Raw genomic sequence first — 20,222 nt, 5'->3', positions numbered from 1 at the left:
TTGAACCTCCCTGACGAGGCCGCAGCACTGCGGCCGAGGTGGATGTGAGTCAACCCCGGCCGCGAGTTTGTCGTCAAGGAGTGAATGCTTAACGAGATGACAACGACGCCATTCGTTATCTAGCTGAAGACAAGACGGCGGGAGCTCGCACTCCACTTCCATTTTCCGCCAAAAGCGTCGAATCGCCCATCTCGCTCAGTACGAGGGCCAGCGCCCCCAGCACCTCGGCGCGCCCGCCCAACGACCCCGTGAGCACCGACAACTGCCGGGCCGCGCTGGGAATCGCGTACCTCCCCACGGATTCACGGATGGGAGCCAGCACCAGTTCACCGGCGTCCGCGAGCGAGCCGCCCAGGACCACCCGGCTCGGGTTCAGGAGGTTGCACAGACTGGCCACGCCGCTGCCGATGTGACGGCCCACGTCCGTGATGACCCGGCGGCAGCCGGGGTCCCCGTCGCGGGCCAGCTCCACCACCCGCTCCATCGTCAACTCCGGCCCGTGGCTGCCCTGCAGGAGCGGCAGCACGTACCGGGCGGCGGCGAAGGTCTCCAGGCAGCCGCGGTTGCCGCAGCGGCAGACCGGACCCGATTCGTCCAGCGTGATGTGCCCGATCTCGCCCGCGGTGCCGCCGGGTCCGCGGTAGATCTGGCCGTTGATGACCAGCCCCGCGCCGACGCCGCTGGCGACCTTGATGTAGGCCAGGTCCTTCACTCCCCGGCCGCTCCCCCAGACGAGCTCGCCGAGGGCTCCGAGGTTCGCGTCGTTGTCCACGTAGACCGGTACGCCCAGGCGCTGCGAGAGCTCGCGCCGCGGGTTGATCCCGGCCCAGCCCGGCAGGATCGCGGTGGACCCGAGGGTGCCGGACTCCACGTCGATGGGGCCCGGTACCCCGAGCCCGACGCCGATGATCTTGTCGCGGCCGATCCCGATGCCCTCGACGAGCCGTCCCACCAGGGCTTCCGCCCGGTCGAAGCCGTCGACCCACGACGCGTCCACGTCCAGCGGCTCGGACTCCTCGGCCAGCACCTGGTGCGCCAGGTTCCCCACCGCCACCCGCAGGTGGGTGTGGCCGAAGTCGACTCCGATCACGATGCCGGCGTCCCCGCTGAGCGAGACGCTGCGCGCCCGCCTGCCCCCGGCGGAGGTGTCCGTGACCTCGACGGTCCCGGCCTCCTTGAGCTCCCGGACGATATTGGAGACCGTGGCCGCCGACAGTCCGGTGCTCCGGGCGATCTCCGCCTGGGTCAGCGAACCGGCGAGCCGTACCGCCCGTACGACGCGCTCCAGATTGGCGCGATGCAGTGAGGACTGCGATCCGGGAGTCTGCACGACTCATTCACTCCTGCCCATAAGCAACGGCAAGCCGTCGCCCCCCGGCCGGGGCCGTCGGCGGCTGAGCGCTCCGACCGACACGAGACCCCGGCGTCTCTCCAACTTGTGAACCTTAAGTCGAGCCTTTGCGCCTCGCGACGTCAAGAGGCCGCCGCAGCACGAATCGGTCAGACCGGTCATAAGTATGAGAGAAACCTCCATCCTGATCGTGCTACGGTCGCAATGGCGCTTGCCTCCGTGGCCTTCACGGCCTTCGTGGCCCTCGTTGCCTTCAACGGGGCTTTCACGGCTGGCAGGGTGCCCTTCGCAATGACGGCGCTACGCAAGGAGGTGTTCGGGATGAGTCCCGATCGAAGTCCTTGCAGCGCTCTCTTCGGCTGAGCCCTCCGAGCGGCCGGTCTCTCTTCGAGTGTGCACGCCCGCGGCCCCGCGCCGCCTCCGTGCTTTTCTGCATTCACCTTCGTAACCCCTTCCGCACGCCCTGACGCTTCCGTCCGGCGCGCGTCATCCATGCCCACCGGCGTGCCCCGTGGCCGTACGTGCCACCGCGCGCCGACCCATGATCACTCCACGTGACCGTGCGGCTCCGTGCTGCCCGGACGGCGTGGAGGGAGGTATTCGTCATGACCATGCTCACCCCCCGTACCCCCACGAAGCTCGCCCCCCCGGGCCGGGCCCGCCGCGAGCGCAAGGCGGCCGAGCTGGAGGCCCGTACCCGGGTCGTCGGCGAGCGGCTCGCCGCGATCAGCGCCCGCCCCGGCGTCCAGGTCCTGCAGGAGGTGGACGCCTCCCGCAACGGCCTCACCCACGCCGAGGCCGCACTGCGCCTGGAGCGCCACGGCTCCAACGTCATCGCCCAGGAGCGCGCCCCGCGCTGGTACGTCCAGCTGGCGAAGGCGTACGCGAACCCCTTCATCGCCGTCCTGGTCTTCCTGGCCGCCGTCATGTACTGGCAGGAGCCCGGCGACCCGGGCGTCGTCATCCTCTCGGTGATGGTCGGGATCAGCGGCCTGCTCCGCTTCTGGCAGGAGTACCGCTCCGGCCGGGCGGCGGACGCGCTCAAGCAGCTCGTCACCACCACCTGCGCGGTGCAGCGCCGGGCCGGCAGCGGCTCCGGACCGACCACCTTCGAGATCCCGATGGACCAGGTGGTCCCGGGTGACGTGGTCAAGCTGGGCGCCGGCGACCTGATCCCGGCCGACCTGCGGCTCATCACCGCCAAGGACCTGATGGTCGGCCAGGCCGCCCTGTCCGGGGAGTCCCTGCCGGTCGCCAAGGCCGACACCCGCACGGACGACCTCGGCCAGAGCGCCACCACCGACCCCGTCGAGGCCGACAACCTCTGCCTGATGGGCACGTCCGTGACCTCCGGCACCGCCACCGGACTCGTCGTCGCCACGGGCTCCGACACCTACTTCGGCTCGATGGCCGGATCCCTGGTCGGCGAGCGCCCGGAGACCAACTTCGACACCGGCGTGCGCAAGGTCAGCTTCCTGCTGATCCGCTTCATGCTGGTGATGGTCCCCGTCGTCTTCATGATCAACGGCCTGACCAAGGGTGACTGGGAGGCCGCCTTCCTCCTCGGCATCGCCGTCGCGGTCGGTCTCACCCCCGAGATGCTGCCGATGGTCGTCTCCGCCAACCTGGCGCGCGGGGCGGTGGCCATGTCCAAGCGCAAGGTGGTCGTCAAGCGGCTCAACGCCATCCAGAACCTGGGCGCGATGGACGTGCTCTGCACGGACAAGACCGGCACCCTCACCGAGGACCGGATCGTCCTGGACCGCTACCTCGACGTGCACGGCGACGAGGACAACGAGGTGCTGGAGTACGGCTACCTCAACGCGCACTTCCAGACGGGCCTGAAGAACCTGATGGACCAGGCGGTCATCGACCGCGTGGGCGAGGCCGAGGAGGTTGTCGTCGATGCTCGCTTCTCGATGGTCGACGAGATCCCCTTCGACTTCGCCCGGCGACGGATGTCCGTGGTCCTGAACCGCAACAGCATCGTGGGCGGCGCCGGCCGGCCCGAGCACGTCATGATCACCAAGGGTGCGGTCGAGGAAGTCCTCGCCCTGTGCACCCACATGACGGATCGCGGGCAGAAGGTGGAGCTGACCGAACAGCTCCGGTGGCACGTCACCCGCATCGCCGAGGAGAACAACCGCCAGGGCCTGCGCGTCCTGGCCGTCGCCACCCGCACGATGGACGGCGCGCGCTCCACCTACACGGTGGCCGACGAGGACCGGCTGACCCTGGTCGGCTTCCTCGCCTTCCTCGACCCGCCGAAGGCCGACGCCGCCCGGGCCCTGCAGGGCCTGGCCGACAAGGGCATCGCGGTCAAGGTGGTCACCGGCGACAACGAGCTCGTCGCCGCCCGGGTCTGCGCCGATGTCGGCCTCACGGTCGGCCACGTGGTCGGCGGCACCGAGATCGACGCCCTCGACGACGCGCAGCTGCGCGCACTGGCCGCCCGTACGACGGTCTTCGCCAAGGTCAACCCGGTCCAGAAGGCCCGGATCGTACGGGCCCTGCAGGCCGACGGCCACACGGTGGGCTTCCTCGGCGACGGCATCAACGACGCGGCCGCGCTGCGCGACGCGGACGTCGGCATCTCGGTGGACACCGCCGTGGACATCGCCAAGGAGTCCGCCGACATCATCCTGCTGGAGAAGGACCTGACCGTCCTGGAGCAGGGCGTGATCCAGGGCCGGACCACCTTCGGCAACACGATCAAGTACATCAAGATGACGGCCAGTTCCAACTTCGGCAACGTCTTCTCCGTGCTGGTGGCGAGCGCCTTCATCCCCTTCCAGCCGATGCTGGCGATCATGCTGCTGGTGCAGAACCTGGTCTACGACATCGCCCAGCTGGCCACCCCGTGGGACCGCATGGACGAGGAGTACCTGCGCAAGCCCCGCAACTGGGACGCCAAGGGCATCGGCCGCTTCATGGTCTGCATCGGGCCGATCAGCTCGATCTTCGACATCGCGATGTTCTTGATCATGTGGAACGTCTTCGCCGCCAACACCGAGGCGCACCAGGCGCTCTTCCAGTCCGGCTGGTTCATCGAGGGCCTGCTCTCGCAGACCCTGATCGTCCACATGATCCGTACCCGCAAGATCCCCTTCATCCAGTCGCGGGCCTCCTGGCCCGTGATGGTGATGACCGTCCTCGCGGTGCTGACCGGACTCTTGCTGCCCTTCTCGCCGCTGGCCTCCTCGCTGGGCTTCGTACCCCTGCCCGCGAGCTACTTCCCGTGGCTGATCGGCGTGCTGCTGGCGTACTGCACGCTCACGCAGGTGCTGAAGACCGTGTACATCCGCAAGTTCGGCACCTGGCTCTAGGCGTTCGAGAGCTCAGACGAGAGCTCGCACGAAGAGGAAGAAGGGAGAAGGCCGATGATGCTCACCGAATGGGAGATGGCCGGGCACCTGGTCGCTGCGCTCGGATTCGGGGCGGCCATCGGCCTGGAACGGCAGTGGCGGGCCCGGATGGCGGGCCTGCGGACCAACGCCCTGGTGGCGGGCGGGGCCGCGCTGTTCGTGCTGCTCTCGCAGTACGGGTTCATCAGCGAGGTCTCGGTGGTCCAGTACGACGGCTCGCGGGTCGCCGCCCAGATCGTCTCGGGGATCGGCTTCCTGGGCGCCGGCGTGATCATGCGCGACGGGCTGAGCGTCCGGGGCCTGAACACGGCGGCCACGCTGTGGTGTTCGGCGGCCGTGGGTTGCCTCGCGGGCACCGGGATGTTCGTCCTGGCGGCCTGCGGCACGGCGGGCGTGGTGGGGGCGAACCTCCTGCTGCGCCCGCTGGGCCGGCGGATGGACCGCGAGCCGGGGGGCGGGGCCGAGGTGGCCACCGACTTCCACTTCGAGGCCGTGTGCCTGGAGGCGGAGGAGGCCCACATCCGCCACCGGCTGGTCGACGCGCTGGGCCGGCCGGGCTACCAGCTGCGCTCGATCCGCAGCCAGGACGGCCCGGAGGCCGGCCTGGTGACGGTGTCCGCACTGCTGACCGCCGAGGGCGAGGGGGGCCGGATGCTCGAGGAAGCGGTCAGCAACCTCTCTCTCGACCCCTCCGTCTCGGCGGTCAGCTGGTCGGTGGTTCCCGACCCCTCCGCCTCCGCTACTTGAGCGTGGCGGACGTCAGTCCGGCTTGGATCTGCCGCTGGAAGGACAGGTAGACCACCAGCATCGGGATCATCGCGATGGTCACACCGGCGAACAGCACCGGCAGGTCCGTCTCGTAGCCCATCTGGTACTGCAGCTGGATCAGGCCCTGGGTGAGCATGTAGCGCTCGGGGTCGGATCCGGTCTGCGGCTGCATCAGCACGGAGGGCAGGATGTACTGGTTCCACTGGCCCAGGACATTGAATATCCCGACGCTGATCAGGCCGGGCTTGGCCATCGGCAGCATCACCTGGAAGAAGATCCGGGTGTGGGAGGCGCCGTCGATCACCGCCGCCTCGTGCACGGCCGTCGGCAGCGTCCGGAAGAACGAGTGCATGAAGAAGACGGTGAACGGCATCGAGTACGCGACGTACACCAGGATCAGGCCCTGGTAGCTGTTGAGCATGTCCAGCCGCTTCACCATGAAGAACAGCGGGACGAGCGCCAGGAAGACCGGGAACATGGCCCCGCTGACGAAGAAGTAGTAGATCGGCCGGTTGCCCCAGAAGGGGTAGCGGGCCAGGACGTACGCGGCCATCGAGCCGAGCAGCATCGTCAGCGGGACCGAGAACACCATCACGATCAGCGTGTTGGCGAAGTAGTCCCCGATGCCCTTGTCCCAGGCCCGCCCGAAGGCGTCGAAGTGCCAGTTGCTCGGCCAGCTGAGGGCCGAACTGCCGATCTGCACGTCGGTCTTGAAGGAGCCGAGCACCAGCCAGATCAGCGGCAGGACGATCAGTATCCCCCACACGGCGAGGAAGCCGTGCGAGAAGACGTTGAGCACCATGCCGTCGGAGCCGTTCTTGCTCTTCCCGCGGGGCTGCCCGGTGGCGGCGGAGCGCTTCTCGGCCGCCGCCTCGCCCGGTGCTTTGATCACAGTGGTCATCGTGGTCTCCCGCTAGAACTCGACGTGCTCGCGGCGAGTGGCCCGCAGCGTGATGGCGGAGAGGATCAGGGTCAGGGCGAGCATGACGACCCCCATGGCGCAGGCGTAGCCGGCCTGGCCGAAGTAGAGGAAGTTGCGCATCAGCACCGTTGCCATGACCTCGCTGTGGTGGTCCGGTCCGCCGCCGAACTGGCCCGAGGTCATGGTCGACACGAGGACGAACATGTCCATCGCGGCGATGCCCAGATAGACCGCGGAGGTCTGCACAGAATCCCACAGCAGGGGCAGCGTGACCTTGAAGAAGGTCTGGGCGCGCCCCGCGCCGTCGAGCAGTGCGGCTTCGTAGATGTCCTTGGGGACCGACTGCATGGCCGCCGAGAACAGGACGAGGTAGAAACCGACCCCGTGCCAGACGACGACGAGCAGCAGGCACCACAGGACGAAGTTGGGCTCGTTGAGCCATTCGATGGGGTGGGCCGGGTCGACCAGGCCCAGTTTGGTGAGGAAACCGTTCAGCAGGCCCCCCTCGTCACTGCGGTACACGGCTCCGAAGAGCACCGCGAGGATGGCGAGGGAGAGCACCTGCGGGAAGAAGTAGATCACCTTGTAGAGGGCGGAACCCGCCACCCCCTGGACGCCGCCCGCTCCGCTGCGCCCGCCCGCGTTCAGCATGAAGGCGAAGAAGAGGGCGATGAGGATGGTGACCGTCGGGACGAACACCAGGAGCAGCAGGTTGTGCAGCAGTGCGCCGCCGAAGACCTCGTCCTTCATCAAGGCCGAGTAGTTGTCCAGCCCGACGAAGTCGAAAGTCGGTGACTGACCCGTCCAGTTGGTGAAGGAATAGCCGAACGTCTGAATGTACGGCCAGATGACAAAGGTCAGGTACAGCGCAAGGGGCAGGATGAGGAAGCCGGCGATGAAGCCGCCCCGCCCCTTGCTGTTTGCTACGTGGCTCATGGTGTCCGTCCCTGGTGGTTCCGGGTGCCCGGTGGACGCGGTGTCAGCTGCGCTTGTTGTTCTTGGCGTTCGGGTCCTCGGTCGCCTTGTTTACCGCAGCCTGGGCCCGCTTGATCCATTCCTTGGGCTGGATGCGCTTGGCCATCAGCTCATTGGACGCGTTCTCGAGCTCGGTGCCCATCGCGCTGTACCAGTCGGCGTACCGGTAGTTGAACGTGTTGTCGCCGGCCGACTTGAGGGCGGCGACGGCCGACTGGGTGCCCGGGCGGAGCTTGACCGTCGGGTCCACGCCGTCCTTGAGGACGGTGAGGGAGTTGGCCTGCTGGGCGAAGAGGGTCGACCACTCGCGGGACAGCATCGAGCGGAGGAACTCCAGGCCGCCGGCCTTGTTGGCGGCCTTCTCCGGGACGATGAAGGGCTCGCCGGCGCCGGCGCGGATGGCCTCGAACGGCAGCTTCGAGTCGGGCAGCACCGGCATCGGCAGGAACTGCATGTCGAAGTCTTCCGGGGTCTGCTTGAGCTGCTCGTTCTCCAGCCAGGAGCCGGAGGTGATGAAGGCGGCCTTGTACTGGTTCCACTGGGTCTGGGACTCGGTGTGCGTCAGGCCGTTGGTGCCCGGCATGAGCAGGTCCTTCTCGACCAGCTCGTAGACCGCCTCGACGGCCTCCAGCGCGACCGGGTTGTCCGCGAAGGCGTTCGGCTCGAGGTTGTCGATCGCCTTCATGGCATCCAGGCCGCCCTTCTTGGCGATCAGGTCCATGATGGCGACGTTGATGTAGTACGGGTACTTGCCCTGGTGGGCCAGGCCGCCGATGCCGGCCGCCTTGGCCTTCTGACAGATGTCCATGAACTCGGCCCAGGTCTTCGGCGCGGTCCAGCCCTTCTCCTTGAAGAGCTTGCCCGAGTACCACAGTCCCCACACGGTGTAGACGTACTGCAGGGCGACGAACTTGCCGCCGATCATGCCGCCTTCGATGGTGCCGGGCATCAGCGTGTCCCGGACCTTCTTGCTCGGGTCGTCGAGCGACGGGGCGTCGAGGACCACGGTGAGGTCGGCGAGCTGGTTGCCCTTGGCGAGCACGTCCAGCTTGATCTGCTGGGCGCCGGAGTCGTCGACGACGTCCGGCGGGTTGCCACCGTTGAAGCGCGGCTGCAGCTTGGAGGTGATCTCCTGGGTGGCGAGGTGCGAGGAAGTGGTGCCCCACTTCTTGTCGAACGCCGCCTCCCAGGCCTTGGCGTAGTCGTCGCCGTATCCGCCCTTGAAGACGACCACGTCGAGCTTGCCGCCCTTGGCGACGCCGAACGGGTTCTCCTTGGTGACGGCCACCTTGGACTCGTTGCCCTTGGTCGTCTCGTCCGAGCCGGAGGCGCAGGCGGACAGGAAGCTCATCGTCGGTACCGCGATGAGGCCGAGTGCCGCGGAGCGCTTGATCAGGTCCCGGCGGCCGAAGCCCTCACCGTTGCTGTGCTCGCCGTGGGCGGAGGTGGATTCCATGCTCAAGTCCTCGCCTTCGTCAGGAGTGTGAAGGAGGAAGGAAAGTGCGACTGCTGCCGCCCAGCGGACATCACCGCAGGTCCCCGCCGTCCCCCCGTCCGGTGCCGCTCGTTTCGCGGTGACCCGGACGGGCACAGGTATAGTCCACTTCCGCTCCTGTGAGCAAGATCATGTACAGGTATGGGCCCCGGCTTTTCCGAGTTGAGACCTCACCGTCACCTGAGCTGGACCGTCGGAGCCGCCCGCAGAAACGGAAGGGCCGTACCTCCTTAACGGAAGTACGGCCCTTTGGTGCCGATTTGCGCTTAGCCGCGAATGAGGTTGCGGAGCACGTACTGCATGATTCCGCCGTTGCGGTAGTAGTCCGCCTCACCCGGAGTGTCGATGCGGACGACCGCGTCGAACTCCACACCGGTGTCGGTGGTGACCTTCACCGTGCGGGGGGTGGTGCCGTTGTTCAGCTCCTCCACACCGGTGAAGGCGAAGGTCTCCTCGCCGGTGAGGCCCAGGGAGGCCGCCGTGGCACCCTCGGGGAACTGCAGGGGCAGGACGCCCATGCCGATCAGGTTGGAGCGGTGGATGCGCTCGTAGGACTCCGCGATGACGGCCTTGACGCCGAGCAGGGCGGTGCCCTTGGCAGCCCAGTCGCGCGAGGAGCCCGAGCCGTACTCCTTGCCCGCCAGGATCACCAGCGGGATGCCGGCGGCCTGGTAGTTCTGCGAGGCGTCGTAGATGAAGGCGACCGGGGCGCCCTCGACGGTGAAGTCGCGGGTGAAGCCGCCCTCGGTGCCCGCCGCGATCTGGTTGCGGAGGCGAATGTTGGCGAACGTACCGCGGATCATGACCTCGTGGTTGCCGCGACGGGAACCGTACGAGTTGAAGTCGCGGCGCTCGACGCCGTGCTCCGTGAGGTACTTGCCGGCCGGGGTGTCGGCCTTGATGGCGCCGGCCGGGGAGATGTGGTCGGTGGTGACCGAGTCGCCCAGCTTCGCCAGCACGCGGGCGCCGGCGATGTCGGAGACCGGGGTGGTCTCCATCGTCATGCCCTCGAAGTAGGGGGGCTTGCGCACGTAGGTGGACTGCGGGTCCCACTCGAAGGTGTTGCCCGTCGGGATCGACAGCGCCTGCCACTGGGCGTCGCCCGCGAAGACGTCCTGGTAGGACTTGTTGAACATGTCTTCGCCGATCGCGTTCGCGACGACGTCGTTGACCTCGGCCTCGGTGGGCCAGATGTCCGTGAGGAAGACCGGCTTGCCCTCGGAGTCCGTGGCGATGGCGTCCTTGGTGATGTCCACCTTCATGGAGCCCGCGATGGCGTACGCGACGACCAGCGGCGGGGAGGCCAGGTAGTTCATCTTGACGTCGGGGTTGATGCGGCCCTCGAAGTTGCGGTTGCCCGAGAGGACCGAGGTGACCGCGAGGTCGGCGTCGTTGATCGCCTTGGAGATCTCCTCCTCCAGCGGACCCGAGTTGCCGATGCAGGTGGTGCAGCCGTACCCGACGAGGTTGAAGCCCATCTTGTCGAGGTACGGGGTCAGGCCGGCCTTGTCGAAGTAGTCGGTGACGACCTTCGAGCCCGGGGCCAGGGTGGTCTTGACCCACGGCTTGCGGGTCAGGCCCTTCTCGACGGCCTTCTTCGCCACGAGCGCCGCGGCGACCATGACGTAGGGGTTCGAGGTGTTGGTGCACGAGGTGATCGCGGCGACGGTGACGGCGCCGTGGTCGATCTCGAAGGAGGTGCCGTCGGACAGGGTCACCGGGGTGGGCTTGGTGGGCACACCGTTGGAGGACGCCGGGGCGTCGGACGCCGGGAAGGACTCCTTGCCGGCCTCCTCGTCGTCGGAGACGTAGTTGCGCACGTCCTGGGCGAACTGCTGCGAGGCGTTCGCGAGGACGATGCGGTCCTGCGGGCGCTTGGGACCGGCGATGGAGGGGACGACCGTGGAGAGGTCGAGCTCCAGCTTCTCGGAGAAGTCCGGCTCGGCGGCCGGGTCCAGCCACAGGCCCTGCTCCTTGGCGTACGCCTCGACGAGCGCGACCTGCTGGGCGTCGCGACCGGTCAGGCGCAGGTACTTCAGGGTCTCGCCGTCGATCGGGAAGACGGCGGCGGTGGAACCGAACTCCGGCGACATGTTGCCGATGGTGGCCCGGTTCGCGAGGGAGGTGGCGGCGACGCCCTCACCGTAGAACTCGACGAACTTGCCGACGACGCCGTGCCCCCGAAGCATCTCGGTGATGGTCAGCACGAGGTCGGTGGCGGTGGTGCCGGCCGGCAGCTCGCCGGTCAGCTTGAAGCCCACGACGCGCGGGATCAGCATGGAGACCGGCTGGCCGAGCATCGCGGCCTCGGCCTCGATGCCGCCGACACCCCAGCCCAGTACGCCCAGGCCGTTGACCATCGTGGTGTGCGAGTCGGTGCCGACGAGGGTGTCGGGGTACGCCTGGCCGTTTCGGACCATGACCGTACGGGCCAGGTGCTCGATGTTGACCTGGTGGACGATGCCGGTGCCCGGGGGGACGACCTTGAAGTCGTCGAAGGCGGTCTGGCCCCAGCGCAGGAACTGGTAGCGCTCCTTGTTGCGGCCGTACTCCAGCTCGACGTTCTGGGAGAACGCGTCGGCCGTACCGAACTTGTCGGCGATGACCGAGTGGTCGATGACCATCTCGGCGGGCGAGAGCGGGTTGATCTTCGCGGGGTCGCCGCCGAGGGCCTTCACGGCCTCGCGCATGGTGGCGAGGTCCACGACGCAGGGGACGCCGGTGAAGTCCTGCATGATCACGCGGGCCGGCGTGAACTGGATCTCCTCGCTGGGCTGGGCCTGCGAGTCCCAGTTTCCGAGCGACCGGATGTGGTCGGCGGTGATGTTCGCGCCGTCCTCGGTACGGAGCAGGTTCTCCAGCAGGACCTTCAGGCTGTAGGGAAGGCGGGCGGAGCCCTCGACCTTGTCCAGCTTGAAGATCTCGTACGACTCGTCGCCCACCTGCAGCGTGCTGCGGGCGTCGAAGCTGTTCGCCGACACGACAGTCTCCTTCATGCATGAATTCGCGCGTATTGCCGCAATCCTGCCGCGAGGCACTCTGGCCTTTCCGCTAAGGTGAGGCTAAGTTAGGTAACCCTTACCAGCGGGGCGGCTGCGGCACGTCCGGGGCAGATATCTCGATGTCGAGATAACTCTAGTACATGCCGGGGCGCCTGGACGAGGCACGCACCCCCAGGCGTGACGGTGGTCACGGAAGGACGCGTCGGTCAGCCGGCGAGACCGTGGCGGACGGCCCAGGCCGTGACGGCGGCGGCGATCTCCTCGGGCCGGTCCTCCGGGCAGAGGTGGGCGGCCGCTCCGGCGTACTCGCTCTCCAGCCCGGAGATGTTCTCCTCGCTCCACGCGACCAGCCCGGGGCCGACCATCAGGGCGGGCGAGCCGTCGAAGTGGAGCAGGAGCTTGGGCACCTGCGGGCTGGCGGCGAGCCAGGCGTCGTACGCCTCGACCCGGGCGACCACGTCCGCCGGTTCGCCGCCGATCGGCAGGGAGCGGGCGAACCGGAGCAGGGGGACCCGGCTCTCGGGGGTCGGGTAGGGGGCGGCGTAGACGGAGTGGTCGGCCTCGCTCAAGGGGTTCAGCACCGTCTTGCCGATGCTGTCCTCGATGAAGAGGTTCCGCTCCAGGATCATCTCCTCCCCGACCCCCGGCGTGCGGATCGCCTCGAACCGGGCGCGGGCGGCGGGCGGGTACTCCTCCCAGGTCATCGGGCGCAGGATCGTCTCCATGAAGGCGAGCCCGCGGACCCGCCCCGGGTGCCGGGCGGCCCGGTCGAAGGCGAGCGCCCCGCCCCAGTCCTGGCCGACGAGGACGGCCCCGTCGAGGCCGAGGGCGTCGAACCAGGCGTCGAGGTAGCGGGCGTGGTCGGCGAAGCGGTACTCGCCGCCGGGCTTGCCGGAGCGGCCCATCCCGATGAGGTCGGGGGCGAGGACGCGGACCCGGCCCCCGATCCGGGGCAGTACGCCCCGCCACAGGTGGGAGGAGGTCGGGTTGCCGTGCAGGAAGACGAAGGGGACGCCGTCGGGGGCGCCGAGCTCCTCGTAGTACATCGTCGAGTCGAGTACGTCGATGACGGGCATGGCGGAACCATCCGTTCGTTTCGATCCACCGGGCTTTTCGTTGGTGTCACTAACGTTCGTAACGCCAACGAAATTAAACCGTTAGTGCTCCGAACGCAAGGGGTACGATCCCGTCATGACCACGGAAGAGGACCAGGGCGCACCGGCCCTCCCGGCGCGCCTGCGCGAACTGCCCAGCCGACTGCTCTCACAGGCCTCGGCGCACGCCGCGCGCCTCGTCACCGAGGGGCTGAGCGGGGCGGACGCGCGCAAGTGGCACTACGCGGCCCTGGTCGCCCTGGACGAGTTCGGACCCGCGAGCCAGGCGGCCTTGAGCGGCCGCACCGACATCCACCGCAGCGACCTGGTCGCCGTCATCAACGAACTCGCCGCGCGCGAGCTGGTCGAGCGGACCCCCGACCCCGCCGACCGGCGGCGCAACGTCATCACCCTGACCACCGCCGGCCGGCGCCGGCTGCGCAAGCTGGAGCAACTGCTCGCCGCGGCCCAGGAGGAGCTCCTGTCCCCTTTGTCCGCACCGGAACGCGAGCAGCTCGTCGGCCTCCTCGGCCGACTGGTCGAGCACCACGCGCACCCCGCGCACGGCGGCCCCACCATGGGAGCTGACGACCGGTAAGTCCCTTTTCGTGTGCGTTGACACCCGTCTGCCACACCCAACGCGGGGAACATCTCATATCTGAGATACGGTGCATCCATGGCAGACGACTACCTCGTACGCATCGGCAAGCTCATCCGTGACGCCCGGCAACACCGTGGCTGGACGCAGAGTCAGCTCGCGGACGCACTGGGCACCAGCCAGAGCGCCGTGAACCGCATCGAGCGCGGCAACCAGAACATCAGCCTTGAGATGATCGCGCGCATCGGGGAAGCCCTCGACAGCGAAATCGTCTCCCTGGGCTACGCCGGTCCGATGCACCTGCGCGTGGTCGGCGGCCGTCGCCTGTCCGGCGCGATCGACGTCAAGACGAGCAAGAACGCGTGCGTGGCCCTGCTCTGCGCCTCCCTGCTCAACAAGGGCCGTACGGTCCTTCGCCGCGTCGCCCGCATCGAGGAGGTCTACCGCCTCCTGGAGGTCCTGAACTCCATCGGCGTCCGCACCCGCTGGATCAACGACGGCATCGACCTGGAACTCGTGCCGCCGGCCCGCCTCGACATGGACGCGATGGACGCGGACGCGGCCCGCCGCACCCGCAGCATCATCATGTTCCTCGGTCCCCTCCTCCACCGGATGGACCACTTCAAGCTGCCCTACGCGGGCGGCTGCGACCTCGGCACCCGGACCATCGAGCCGCACATGATCGCCCTGCGCCGCTTCGGCCTGGACATCACCGCGACCGAGGGCATCTACCACGCCCAGGTCGAGTCCGGCGTCTCCCCGGACCGCCCGATCGTGCTGACCGAGCGCGGGGACACCGTCACCGAGAACGCGCTGCTGGCCGCCGCCCGGCACGACGGCACCACCGTCATCCGCAACGCCTCCTCCAACTACATGGTCCAGGACCTGTGCTTCTTCCTGGAGGCGCTCGGCGTCCGGGTCGACGGCGTCGGCACCACGACCCTCACCGTCCACGGCGTCCCGAACATCGACGTGGACGTGGACTACTCCCCCTCCGAGGACCCGGTCGAGGCGATGAGCCTGCTGGCCGCGGCGGTCGTCACGGAATCCGAACTCACCATCCGCCGGGTCCCGATCGAGTTCATGGAGATCGAGCTCGCGGTCCTGGAGGAGATGGGCCTCGACCACGACCGCTCCCCCGAGTACGCGGCCGACAACGGCCGCACCCGCCTGGTGGACCTCACCGTCCGCCCGTCGAAGCTCGAAGCGCCGATCGACAAGATCCACCCGATGCCCTTCCCCGGGCTGAACATCGACAACGTCCCCTTCTTCGCCGCCATCGCGGCCGTGGCCCAGGGCCAGACCCTGATCCACGACTGGGTGTACGACAACCGCGCCATCTACCTCACGGACCTCAACCGCCTCGGCGGCCGCCTCCAGCTCCTGGACCCCCACCGCGTCCTGGTCGAGGGCCCCACCCGCTGGCGCGCGGCAGAAATGATGTGCCCCCCGGCCCTGCGCCCGGCGGTGGTCGTCCTCCTGGCGATGATGGCGGCCGAGGGCACCTCGGTCCTGCGCAACGTCTACGTCATCAACCGCGGCTACGAGGAACTGGCGGAACGCCTCAACTCGGTGGGCGCCCAGATCGAGATCTTCCGCGACATCTAGGAAGCCGTCCGGGTCGCGGAAGCCCCCGCCTGCGGGCGGGGGCTTCTGCGTGCGCGCCTACGGGTGACCGGCGCCGGCCTTGACCGCCTTCGTGGCGAAGTAGCCGGGGAGCCAGCCGGCCGTGGCGTCGGAGTGGTGCGGCGCCTCCGCGAAGCCGGTGACGGCGAAGCCCGCCGCGATCTGTCCGCCGAGCTGATCGGTGAGCGTGTGGCTGTACTCCACCGGCGCATCGAGGCCCCACAGACGTTCCCGCTCGGCGGGCTCCAGGTGGGTGAGGTCGCTGTACGGCAGGCGGTGGCGCACCGCCAACTCGCCGCGCTCCTCAAGGGCCTCGGCGTCGAAGAGGTAGACGTCCGGGTTGAGGAAGCCGGACAGCAGCGTCCCGCCGGGGCGCAGCACCCGGTGGCACTCGCGCCAGACCGGCCCGAGCTCCGGAATGAACAGGTTGGAGACCGGGTGGACGACCAGGTCGAACGAGGCGTCCGGGAAGGCACTCAGGTCGCGCGCGTCGCCGAGCACGGTGCGCAGGTCGAGGCCTTCCCGCGCCGCGACCATGTCGTCCTGCGCCAGCTGGCGGGGCGAGTTGTCGAAGACGGTCACCCGGGCGCCCGCCGCGGCCAGCACCGGACCCTGCTGCCCGCCGCCGGAGGCGAGGCAGAGCACGTCCCGACCGGTGATGTCCGGCGGGAACCAGGCCGGGTCGACCGGCTCGTACCCGATCAGGACGATGGACCACTGGCCCGCCCGCGCCTTCGCGATCACTTCGGGGCCGACCGGGCGCGACCACTCGTTGCCCGCCTCCGCCTGGCGGTCCCAGGCGAGACGGTTGTGCGCGACGGGGTCTACGGGGTCCATGGGGTCGACGGGAGTCTGGCTCATGCGCCACACACTAGGCGCTGCACCGGTTGACGGCCGTTCTTTATCTGCGGCCCCTGCGGTGGTGCCGGGTCAGGAGCAGTTGGCCCGCCAGGGCCCGTAGTGCGGGTTGTCCTCGCAGCGGTCCGTGATCTCCACCTTCTTCACGGTGTCCACCGGGCAGACGGCCACGATGAACGAGCGGGCGATGCCGCCCGGGAAGGCCACCTCGGCCTCCCGCTGCGGCGAGTTGACGGCGTGACGATCCTTCGGCGGCGATCTCCCCGGGAGCGCTCGGGAGCGGAACCCCGGGTCTCGGTTCCTGGCTTCCCGTACGCGCGCGGAGATGATCCACATAGTCTGCGACGGTTCGCCTCGACAACGACCATGGGGGGTCTTATGTACCAGCGAAGCACGCACCGCAGACGCGGCAGGGGGGTCGCCATGACGGCGATGGCGGGCGCGGTCGTCCTGTCCCTCGCGGGCTGTGGGGGTACGGCCACGAAGGATTCCGGCAAGCCGGGCTCGGCGCCCACGATGCCCGCGCTCGTCGGCAAGGGCTCCTACGAGGCCGAGCGCCTCGTCAAGAAGCTGACGGACAAGCCGATCGAGTTCCGCAGCGCCTACGGCGACGTCGAGATGCCGGGCCTCCACTCCATGTGGCTGGTCTGCTTCCAGACCCCGGCCGCGGGGGCCCCGCTGCCGCCCGGCACCGCCGCCGAACTCTCGCTCACCAACCCGACCACCCCGTGCCCGGACAAGGCCGGGGCCGCGCTGAAGCCCGTCGGTACCCCCACTCCCACCCCGACCAAGGGCTCCGGGAAGACCCCGGCCCCCGCCTCGACGGGCAAGGCGAAGCCGCCGGCCTCCTCCCCGACCCCGGCCCCCGCGCCCAAGGACGTCTCCTACAAGAACTGCGCCGAGGCCAAGGCCGCCGGAGCCGCCCCGATCCGGCGCGGCCAGCCCGGCTACGCCAAGCACCTCGACAAGGACAACGACGGCATCGCCTGCGACAAGTAGCAGGCGGCGAGGCTCCCGGGACTGCGGCGATATTCGGCCTGATGGTCCGGGGGGCCTCGCCCCCGTCGAGCCGCTGCCCCCAGAATCGCCCTGACGGAACGGTTCTGAGGGCGGAGTCATGGCAGCAGTGCAAGCATCACGGACAGACAGCGGCGACCGTACGGGGATCCCCCGGCTGGAGGGCTCCCCGCTGCTCGGGTCGCTCGCCGACCTGAAGGCGGACGCCCTCGGTACCTACCAGCGGGCGCGGGTCCTGCACGGCGACGTCGTACGAATCACGGCCGGCCCGCCCGGGCTGCGCGCCGAGCTGCACTGCGTGTTCTCGGCCGAGGGGGCACAGCAGGTCCTGGCCACGCAGGCGGCCAACTTCCGCAAGGACAACGCCATATACCAAGAGGTCCGCGACGCCCTCGGCAACGGTCTGCTCACCAGCCAGGACGAGGACTACCTGCGCCAGCGGCGGCTGGTGCAGCCGCTGTTCACCAAGCGCCGGGTGGACGGGTACGCGGACGCCGTCGCGACCGAGACCGCCGCCACCCTCGACGCCTGGCAGGCGGCCCCGGACGGGGTCGTCGACGTCGCGGACGAGATGATGACCCTGGCGCTGCGCGCCGTCGCCCGGATCCTCTTCGGCACGGACGTGGACGCCACCGCCGACGTCGTGGACCGGTCCTTTCCGGTCATCACCGCCTACGTGATGCGCCGCGGCTACTCCCCCGTCAACGTCCCCCGCGACTGGCCCACTCCGGGCAACAAGCGGGCGGCCGCCGCGATGGACGAGCTGTACGCGGTGTGCGACGGGATCATCGCCGAGCGCCGCAGGAGCAGCAGCGGTACGGACGTCGGAGCCGGTGAGGACCTGCTGTCGCTGCTCGCCGCCGCGAGCAGTGCGGACGACGGGGAGTTCGACGCCACCGAGCTGCGCGAACAGGTGCTGATCTTCCTGCTCGCCGGGCACGAGACGACCGCCACCTCGCTGGCCTTCTCCCTGCACCTGCTGGCCCTGCATCCCGAGCTCCAGGACCGGGCCCGCGCCGAGGTCGCCGCGGTGCTGGGCGACCGTACGCCCGGAGCCGCCGACCTCGACCGGCTCCCGTACCTCACCCGGGTGCTCAAGGAGGCCATGCGGCTCTACCCGGCGGCCCCGGCGATCGGTCGCCGCTCGGTGGCCGCGGCGGAGGTCGACGGGCACACCATTCCGGCCGGCGCCGACGTGATCGTGGCGCCCTGGGTGACCCACCGCCACCCCGACTACTGGCCGGACCCGGAGCGTTTCGATCCCGACCGGTTCACCCCGGAGGCCGAAGCGGCCCGGCCGCGTTACGCCTGGCTGCCCTTCGGCGGCGGTCCGCGCGCCTGCATCGGACAGCACTTCTCCATGCTGGAATCGGTGATCGCGCTGGCGATGCTGCTACGGGCCTACGAGTTCGAGGCGGTGGACACCGAGGTGCCCGTGACCGCCGGGATCACCCTGCGCACCACCGGTCCGGCACGCTGCCGGATCCGCCGCACGGGCTCCTGAGCCGCTCGGGAGCCCGGGCCGAGCCGCGCGGGCTCCCGAGCCGCCGGCCCGGTCAGGCCCCCGCGGCCGGTGTGTGGTTGCCTTGGAGGCGGGCGAGGTCCGAGGGCCGCACCTGGATCACGAGGAGCGCGATCAGCGCCGTGACCAGGGTGAACACGGCTGCCGCCACGAAGGCTGCGCTGACGCCCGAGGTGAGGACCTGGTCGCTCCAGGGCTTCGGGTACTGCTTGGTCCTGGCGAAGAACAGCTTCTGTTCGGGTGTGGCGGTGCGCAGGAAGGAGCCCGCCTGCTCCTTGGCCTCGTTGCGGCTGGCCGTGCCGAAGACGGTGACGAGGATGGACAGGCCCAGCGAACCGCCCACCTGCTGCATCGCGTTCAGGAGTCCGGAGGCCGCGCCCGATTCCCGGTCGGGGACGTTCGAGAGGGCCATCAGGGTCAGGGACACGAACTGCATGCCCATGCCGGCGCTGAACAGCAGCATCGGGCCCAGGATGCTGCCGAGGTACGTCGAGTGGATGTCGGTCTGCGTGAGCCAGGCCAGTCCGGCGGCCGCGAGCAGGGAGCCGGTCACCATGAACGGCTTCGGCCCGAACTTGGGAAGCAGCTGCGAGGTCATCCCCGCCGTCACCGCGATCATCGCGCTGACCGGCAGGAAGGCGAGCCCGGCCCGCAGCGGGCTGAAGCCCAGCACGTTCTGCACGAACAGGGTCAGGAAGAAGAACATCCCGAAGATCGCACAGGCGAAGAAGAGCATGATGGCGTACGTGCCGGCCCGGTTGCGGTCGGCGAACATGTGCAGCGGGGTGATGGGCTGGGGCGAGCGCCGTTCGTTGATGACGAAGAGGGTGAGCAGGACCACGGCCGCCGCGAAGGAGCCGAGCGTCAGCCCGTCCAGCCAGCCGTCCTGGGACGCGCGGATGAACCCGTAGACCAGTGCCACCATGCCGAGGGTGGAGAGCAGGGCGCCCGCGAGGTCGAAGTGTCCGGGGCGGCGTGCGGATTCACGGATCACCTTCGGGGTGACCAGGGCGATCAGCAGCGCGATCGGGACGTTGACGAAGAGCACCCAGCGCCAGTTCAGCCACTCCACGAGCACGCCGCCGGCCAGCAGCCCGATCGCGCCACCGCCGGCCGAGACGCCGGCGAAGACCCCGAAGGCCCGGTTGCGTTCGGGTCCTTCGCGGAAGGTGGTGGTGATCAGCGCGAGGGCGGTCGGGGAGGCGATGGCGCCGCCGACGCCCTGGAGGGCGCGGGCACCCATCAACTGGCCGGCGTTCTGGGCGAATCCGCCCAGCAGGGAGGCCAGGCCGAAGAGCAGGACGCCGAAGATGAAGACGCGCCGCCGGCCGAGGATGTCGCCGGTGCGGCCGCCGAGGAGCAGCAGTCCGCCGAAGGTGAGGGTGTAGGCGTTGACGACCCAGGACAGGCTCTCGGTGGAGAAGTCGAGTGCGGTCTGGATGTGCGGCAGCGCGATGTTCACGATGGTGATGTCGAGAACGACCATGAGCTGGCAGGAGGCGAGCACGAACAGGGCTAGCCCGTGATGGCCTTCGCTGTCTTGGACCTTGCCGTCGGTCCCGGTGCTGGTGCTGCTCGGCGTAGCGTTCGGGTCCACTTTTTCGACGCTAAACCTGTATGTGGGGTGTC

The 20,222-nt window shown here is 69.1% G+C and carries 15 protein-coding genes; 6 read left to right on the top strand and 9 right to left on the bottom strand.

The genetic code is table 11. From position 1 onward, the window contains the following. Window positions 1–115 precede the first annotated feature (115 nt). Window positions 116–1,330 (bottom strand): ROK family transcriptional regulator, encoded by a 1,215-nt coding sequence (locus tag ACZ60J_RS28075; RefSeq protein WP_469686015.1) that lies wholly within the window; start codon window positions 1,328–1,330, stop codon window positions 116–118. A gap of 626 nt (window positions 1,331–1,956) precedes the next feature. On the opposite strand from ACZ60J_RS28075, the gene mgtA reads away from it, so the two are divergent. Both mgtA and ACZ60J_RS28065 read left to right on the top strand, forming a co-directional pair. Next, window positions 1,957–4,677 carry a magnesium-translocating P-type ATPase gene (gene mgtA, locus ACZ60J_RS28070; RefSeq protein WP_469686014.1) on the top strand — a complete coding sequence of 907 codons (2,721 nt, stop codon included), beginning with the start codon at window positions 1,957–1,959 and terminating at the stop codon, window positions 4,675–4,677. Between the two features lie 54 nt (window positions 4,678–4,731). Further along, window positions 4,732–5,463, top strand: a complete 732-nt coding sequence (locus ACZ60J_RS28065; RefSeq protein WP_469686013.1) for an MgtC/SapB family protein — start codon at window positions 4,732–4,734, stop codon at window positions 5,461–5,463. On the opposite strand, the gene ACZ60J_RS28060 is transcribed toward ACZ60J_RS28065, so the two are convergent. The 5 genes from ACZ60J_RS28060 to ACZ60J_RS28040 all read right to left on the bottom strand — a co-directional run bounded on the left by ACZ60J_RS28060 (window position 5,456) and on the right by ACZ60J_RS28040 (window position 12,954). Further along, complete coding sequence (locus tag ACZ60J_RS28060) at window positions 5,456–6,385, bottom strand: carbohydrate ABC transporter permease (protein WP_469686011.1); 930 nt, start codon at window positions 6,383–6,385, stop codon at window positions 5,456–5,458. The two genes, ACZ60J_RS28065 and ACZ60J_RS28060, sit on opposite strands and share 8 nt — an antisense overlap. 12 nt (window positions 6,386–6,397) lie before the next feature. Then, window positions 6,398–7,342 (bottom strand): carbohydrate ABC transporter permease, encoded by a 945-nt coding sequence (locus ACZ60J_RS28055; RefSeq protein ID WP_469686010.1) that lies wholly within the window; start codon window positions 7,340–7,342, stop codon window positions 6,398–6,400. A 43-nt stretch (window positions 7,343–7,385) separates the two neighbouring features. Further along, complete coding sequence (gene ngcE, locus ACZ60J_RS28050) at window positions 7,386–8,837, bottom strand: N-acetylglucosamine/diacetylchitobiose ABC transporter substrate-binding protein (protein WP_469686008.1); 1,452 nt, start codon at window positions 8,835–8,837, stop codon at window positions 7,386–7,388. Between the two features lie 305 nt (window positions 8,838–9,142). After that, complete coding sequence (gene acnA, locus ACZ60J_RS28045; protein ID WP_469686006.1) at window positions 9,143–11,857, bottom strand: aconitate hydratase AcnA; 2,715 nt, start codon at window positions 11,855–11,857, stop codon at window positions 9,143–9,145. 227 nt (window positions 11,858–12,084) lie between these two features. Next, window positions 12,085–12,954 (bottom strand): haloalkane dehalogenase, encoded by an 870-nt coding sequence (locus ACZ60J_RS28040; protein ID WP_469686005.1) that lies wholly within the window; start codon window positions 12,952–12,954, stop codon window positions 12,085–12,087. Between the two features lie 115 nt (window positions 12,955–13,069). Between ACZ60J_RS28040 and ACZ60J_RS28035 the strand changes: the two genes are divergently transcribed. Together ACZ60J_RS28035 and ACZ60J_RS28030 are read left to right on the top strand one after the other, a co-directional pair. Beyond that, complete coding sequence (locus ACZ60J_RS28035; RefSeq protein ID WP_469686003.1) at window positions 13,070–13,570, top strand: MarR family winged helix-turn-helix transcriptional regulator; 501 nt, start codon at window positions 13,070–13,072, stop codon at window positions 13,568–13,570. A gap of 78 nt (window positions 13,571–13,648) precedes the next feature. Further along, complete coding sequence (locus tag ACZ60J_RS28030; protein WP_469686001.1) at window positions 13,649–15,178, top strand: helix-turn-helix domain-containing protein; 1,530 nt, start codon at window positions 13,649–13,651, stop codon at window positions 15,176–15,178. A 57-nt stretch (window positions 15,179–15,235) separates the two neighbouring features. On the opposite strand, the gene ACZ60J_RS28025 is transcribed toward ACZ60J_RS28030, so the two are convergent. Both ACZ60J_RS28025 and ACZ60J_RS28020 read right to left on the bottom strand, forming a co-directional pair. Next, entirely contained in the window at window positions 15,236–16,057 is an 822-nt protein-coding gene (locus tag ACZ60J_RS28025; RefSeq protein ID WP_469686000.1) for a class I SAM-dependent methyltransferase, read from the bottom strand. A gap of 69 nt (window positions 16,058–16,126) precedes the next feature. Continuing rightward, window positions 16,127–16,390 carry a scabin-related ADP-ribosyltransferase gene (locus tag ACZ60J_RS28020; RefSeq protein WP_469685998.1) on the bottom strand — a complete coding sequence of 88 codons (264 nt, stop codon included), beginning with the start codon at window positions 16,388–16,390 and terminating at the stop codon, window positions 16,127–16,129. A gap of 87 nt (window positions 16,391–16,477) precedes the next feature. Here ACZ60J_RS28020 and ACZ60J_RS28015 point away from each other — a divergent pair, with 87 nt between their 5' ends. After that, window positions 16,478–17,053 (top strand): excalibur calcium-binding domain-containing protein, encoded by a 576-nt coding sequence (locus ACZ60J_RS28015; RefSeq protein WP_469685997.1) that lies wholly within the window; start codon window positions 16,478–16,480, stop codon window positions 17,051–17,053. A gap of 118 nt (window positions 17,054–17,171) precedes the next feature. Continuing rightward, the gene (locus ACZ60J_RS28010) at window positions 17,172–18,575 is read left to right on the top strand and encodes a cytochrome P450 (RefSeq protein ID WP_469685996.1); all 1,404 of its coding nucleotides are present in this window, start codon (window positions 17,172–17,174) and stop codon (window positions 18,573–18,575) included. Between the two features lie 52 nt (window positions 18,576–18,627). Here ACZ60J_RS28010 and ACZ60J_RS28005 read toward each other — a convergent pair whose 3' ends face one another. Then, on the bottom strand, window positions 18,628–20,190 hold the full coding sequence (locus tag ACZ60J_RS28005; protein WP_469685994.1) for an MFS transporter: 1,563 nt from the start codon (window positions 20,188–20,190) through the stop codon (window positions 18,628–18,630). Window positions 20,191–20,222 lie beyond the last annotated feature (32 nt).

This window comes from Streptomyces sp. NPDC104226, assembly GCF_055584085.1.
The sequence above is the reverse complement of the archived record's forward strand: the minus strand, read 5'-3'. Positions and strand labels throughout refer to the sequence as shown.

What these genes read in the sequence shown, in the direction of transcription:
- mgtA (WP_469686014.1), top strand. Translation starts at nt 1,957, where the DNA reads ATGACCATGCTCACCCCCCGTACCCCCACGAAGCTCGCCCCCCCGGGC.
- ACZ60J_RS28065 (WP_469686013.1), top strand. Translation starts at nt 4,732, where the DNA reads ATGATGCTCACCGAATGGGAGATGGCCGGGCACCTGGTCGCTGCGCTC.
- ACZ60J_RS28060 (WP_469686011.1), bottom strand. Translation starts at nt 6,385, where the DNA reads ATGACCACTGTGATCAAAGCACCGGGCGAGGCGGCGGCCGAGAAGCGC.
- ACZ60J_RS28055 (WP_469686010.1), bottom strand. Translation starts at nt 7,342, where the DNA reads ATGAGCCACGTAGCAAACAGCAAGGGGCGGGGCGGCTTCATCGCCGGC.
- ngcE (WP_469686008.1), bottom strand. Translation starts at nt 8,837, where the DNA reads ATGGAATCCACCTCCGCCCACGGCGAGCACAGCAACGGTGAGGGCTTC.
- ACZ60J_RS28040 (WP_469686005.1), bottom strand. Translation starts at nt 12,954, where the DNA reads ATGCCCGTCATCGACGTACTCGACTCGACGATGTACTACGAGGAGCTC.
- ACZ60J_RS28035 (WP_469686003.1), top strand. Translation starts at nt 13,070, where the DNA reads ATGACCACGGAAGAGGACCAGGGCGCACCGGCCCTCCCGGCGCGCCTG.
- ACZ60J_RS28030 (WP_469686001.1), top strand. Translation starts at nt 13,649, where the DNA reads ATGGCAGACGACTACCTCGTACGCATCGGCAAGCTCATCCGTGACGCC.
- ACZ60J_RS28025 (WP_469686000.1), bottom strand. Translation starts at nt 16,057, where the DNA reads ATGAGCCAGACTCCCGTCGACCCCATGGACCCCGTAGACCCCGTCGCG.
- ACZ60J_RS28020 (WP_469685998.1), bottom strand. Translation starts at nt 16,390, where the DNA reads ATGTGGATCATCTCCGCGCGCGTACGGGAAGCCAGGAACCGAGACCCG.
- ACZ60J_RS28015 (WP_469685997.1), top strand. Translation starts at nt 16,478, where the DNA reads ATGACGGCGATGGCGGGCGCGGTCGTCCTGTCCCTCGCGGGCTGTGGG.
- ACZ60J_RS28010 (WP_469685996.1), top strand. Translation starts at nt 17,172, where the DNA reads ATGGCAGCAGTGCAAGCATCACGGACAGACAGCGGCGACCGTACGGGG.